This is a genomic window from Streptomyces sp. ATLC9, assembly GCF_057196705.1.
The window spans coordinates 1-3120 of sequence record NZ_JBXUOY010000414.1; the positions used below are offsets into that span (position 1 = coordinate 1).

Genomic DNA, 3120 nt, shown 5'->3' on the forward strand with positions numbered 1-3120 from the left:
GGGCCGGCGGTTCCCGGCGCGGAGGGCCGGACGGGCCGGACGCACCGCTCGCCGTGTCTGTCGTATCCGCCGTCCCCGCCGGGCCGCCGGCCGGCGCCGCCGGTGTGGCGGGCCCCGGCACCGGCAGGGTGATCCGAGCGGCCTCGCCGCCCGCGGCGAGGCCGCTCGGGGCCGGTGAGGGGACGTACCCGGGGAGCGTCCCCACGGCGTGTGCGGGGGAGAGCCGCGGCGCATGGTCGCGCACGGAGATCGTCAGCCGGTCGAGGAGCAGCGCGATCTCCACGGTGCAGAGGCTGTTCGGGCCCGCCTGCCGGAGGGCTCGGGCGAGCAGCTCGGCCACGCCGTCGGCCGCCGGGCCGACGAGCGGGTCCAGTTTCCAGTAACGCAGCAGGGCCGACACGATGCGGTGGATCTGGCCGGCCCGGGAGGGCAGGGCCTGGAACTCCACCGTCCGCTGCCGGCCGGACATGCTGGGGTGGCTGATCACGACTGCGGCTCCCTGGTGAGAGTGCGGGTGTCCGGACGACGGAGGAGAGAGCGTCAGGTGTACTGACGGTCGCTACGGCACAGACATCAGCGTGATTCAGCCAGGGAAAAGGCGCAAATCAGACAATCTCTACGGGTGGGCGCGCCGGTGGACACCACGCCGGGTCTCCCGGTCCCGGCCGGCCCGCTCCGGCCAGCGGTCTCCGGACGCCGGCCGTCAGCCGTCGACCGGGGCCGTCGTGCGACGCTCCGCCGCGATCCTCACCGCTCCGGGCCTTCCCTGCGCCCGGCCCGACCGGGCCCGGGCGCTGCGCAGCGCGGCCACCAGGCCCTCGCGTGCCCGCCCCTTCAGACGCAGCGCGTACCAGGTGCCGTTGACGGTCGCCAGGGCCCGTCCGCGCGTGGCGTACCACGGCTCGCTGACGCGCACCTGCTCCACCGGCGCGCTGTCGATCTCACGGCCGTAACTGGTCAGCAGCACCAGCCGCCCGTCGCGGACGACGACCTGCCCGGCCCGGGTGAGGGACCGCAGCCACCGCGCTATCCGCACTCCGGTGGCACTGAACTCGGGTTCCGCCACAGCGCAACGCCTCCCACCTCGTCACCGCCGGTCCGCCGCCGTCGCCGGGCCGTCACCGGCGCCACCCCCACCGGGTGCTGCCCGCTCCGTCCTGCCCTGTTCCGCTCTGCCATGAAGTCTGCACCCGCCGGACCCGGGGCACCAGGGTGCGCGTACCGCATTACGCGCACTGCGGTACGCGCCACGCGGGCCCCGGGGACACCCCCCGGCTCCCGGCGCCGTCAGAGGCGGTCCCGCCTGTCGGGTTCCCCCTCCGCCACCACCAGATCCAGTTCCGGCAGCGCCTCGCGGATCTCCGCACGCGTCCGCTGCGGCATGCCGCCGTCGGTCACCAGCGTGTCCACCTCCGACAGGGAGGCGAACGAACTCAGGCCCACCGTCCCCCACTTGGTGTGGTCGGCGACGACCACCACCCGCCGTGCGGAGCGGACCAGCCGGCGGTTGGTCTCCGCCTCGGCCAGATTGGGCGTGGACAGCCCGGCCTCGGCGGATATGCCGTGCACGCCGAGGAAGAGAACGTCGAAGTGGAGCGAGCCGATCGCCGCGTCCGCCACCGGACCCACCAGGGAGTCCGAAGGGGTGCGCACCCCGCCGGTGAGCACCACCGTCGCCGCCCCCGGGCGTCCGCCCCGCGGGACGTCCGCGCGCTGGGCGGTGTGGAAGACGTCCGCCACCCGCGGTGAGTTGGTGACCACCGTCAGGTCCGGCACGTCCAGCAGACACCGGGCCAGTGCGTACGTCGTCGTCCCCCCGGAGAGCGCGATCGCGCCGCCCGGGGCCGCCATCGCCGCCGCGGCCCGTGCGATGTCCTCCTTGGCGCTCTGCTCCAGCGACGACTTCGCCTCGAAACCCGGCTCGTGCGTGCTCGCCCCCGACACCGGAACCGCCCCGCCGTGCACCTTCTCCAGCACGCCCTGCCGCGCCAGCGCGTCCAGATCCCGGCGCACGGTCATGTCCGAGACGTTGAGCCTGCGGGTCAGCTCGTTGACCCGCGCCCCGCCGCGCCGCCTGACCTCCTCCAGGATGAGCGCGCGCCGCTGCTCCGCCAGGAGGTTCTGGTTGTCGCCCACCTGCTGGTCCGTCCCTTCTCGTCCACCGGCGGCCGCGCGCGCCCGGTCACACGCGCGGCCGTGTGTGCGGATACGGGCATCTGTTCGGCCCCATCCTTCCACGCGGGCGCGGCACGCCCGAAGCGCGATCGTGACGCACGGGCAGGCCGGTCGGGCTGCGCGCGGGGCCCCGCAGCCGCCATCCTGGATGCCGCCGCGGGCAACCCCGCGGGAAACGGGAACACACACCGGATCGGGGGAGCGCAGCATGCCCGAGAACCGGCCGGCGCCGCCGGCGGGACAGAGCCGCGGCCGGGGGGAACCGGCACTGGAACTCCTGGTGCACGGAGTCGGCGGCACCACACCGCAGGAGATGCTCGGCGACCCGCGCACGGTGCGGATCACCGGCGACGACACCGCCGGCATTCACCGCCGCACCGACGACGCGGACGCCGAGAGCCGCTTCGGCGGGTACTCCGGGGGCCTGACCGCCGACCGGTCGGCCGCACCCCTGGCCGGGCCGTCGGCCGACCGCGCCCGGCAGCGGCCGATCCCCGAGGCGTACTGCTGGTCCAACCTCACCTCCGGCAACAGCGCCCGCGCCCTGTGGCTGCTCCTGCTGCCGTTCATGGTCGCCAATCTCGCCCACTGGATGCGCCCGGCGGCCCCCGCCCGCCACCGGGGCCAGCGGGTCTACGACGTCCTGGTGCGGCTGGTGGCGCTCTCCCTGACCGTGCTGCTCACCGCCGCGGCCTGCGAGGTCGCGCTCGACCTGGTGGCCTGGCAGTGCGCCGCCTCCGAGCGCTGCGCACGCGGCAAGTCCTGGCTCGGGCCCCTCACCGGGGGCTGGTGGGCCTCACCCGGCCGCCGCCTGCTCCTGGCCGCTTCGGCGCCCGCCGCGCTGACCGCGCTGCTGTGGTGGCTGTCGCACCGCACCTGGAGCGCCTACGAGTCCGCCTCGCCGCCTCCGCGCCCGCCGGGCCCGGCCCGGCCGCTGCCCGGCGG

The 3120-nt window shown here is 75.6% G+C and carries 3 protein-coding genes and 1 pseudogene; 1 reads left to right on the top strand and 3 read right to left on the bottom strand.

Annotated elements, in window-relative coordinates:
* From AC2CJA_RS25625 to AC2CJA_RS25635, 3 genes are all read right to left on the bottom strand, one after another.
* Positions 1 to 487: ATP-binding protein (locus AC2CJA_RS25625; protein ID WP_484605050.1), on the bottom strand; the 487-nt coding region annotated here is incomplete at its 3' end.
* Between the two features lie 216 nt (positions 488 to 703).
* A complete protein-coding gene (locus tag AC2CJA_RS25630; protein ID WP_484605051.1) occupies positions 704 to 1066 on the bottom strand; it encodes a hypothetical protein in 363 nt (120 codons plus the stop codon).
* A 221-nt stretch (positions 1067 to 1287) separates the two neighbouring features.
* Positions 1288 to 2136 (bottom strand): DeoR/GlpR family DNA-binding transcription regulator, encoded by an 849-nt coding sequence (locus tag AC2CJA_RS25635; RefSeq protein WP_484605052.1) that lies wholly within the window; start codon positions 2134 to 2136, stop codon positions 1288 to 1290.
* 247 nt (positions 2137 to 2383) lie between these two features.
* On the opposite strand from AC2CJA_RS25635, the pseudogene AC2CJA_RS25640 reads away from it, so the two are divergent.
* A pseudogene (locus AC2CJA_RS25640) lies at positions 2384 to 3120 on the top strand (hypothetical protein); the annotation flags it as partial.